Annotated in this window: 1 protein-coding gene; it reads right to left on the bottom strand. The window is 39.8% G+C overall.

Annotated elements, in window-relative coordinates:
• Positions 1-107: 107 nt before the first annotated feature.
• Positions 108-272, bottom strand: a complete 165-nt coding sequence (locus AK963_RS36985) for an EcoRI family type II restriction endonuclease (RefSeq protein ID WP_420795633.1) — start codon at positions 270-272, stop codon at positions 108-110.
• Positions 273-384: the final 112 nt, after the last annotated feature.

Raw genomic sequence — 384 nt, 5'->3', positions numbered from 1 at the left:
CTCTCGATTGGTCATGGCGCTGCTCCCTGCTTGATACCAACAGGAAAACAATCGGCCAGAAAAGGGTTAATCGGGAGGTCAAATTAAACTGGTGTTTTGAAGACTTATTACATCGGTGATGACACTAGATGAACAACTCTACCATCAGGTCTTTGGATTGAAATATTTTTGGTCAAAAAATTTGAACCCTCTAAAAAAAGCACATATGGAAAATATGATTCTGCCAACATCAAATTTGCTATCTCAGATATGTTTTTATGGAGCCTGTAAATAATTCTGTGTAAACGCCACCAAAACTATTACTCCTTGAACCGGTCAGGAAACATAATTTCAAACCGGTTCATGGCTGCTTTCCAGTTCCTGATCGGCATGGTCCATTTCTCG

Source organism: Endozoicomonas atrinae (assembly GCF_001647025.1).
Classification (GTDB): domain Bacteria; phylum Pseudomonadota; class Gammaproteobacteria; order Pseudomonadales; family Endozoicomonadaceae; genus Endozoicomonas; species Endozoicomonas atrinae.
The sequence above is the reverse complement of the archived record's forward strand: the minus strand, read 5'-3'. Positions and strand labels throughout refer to the sequence as shown.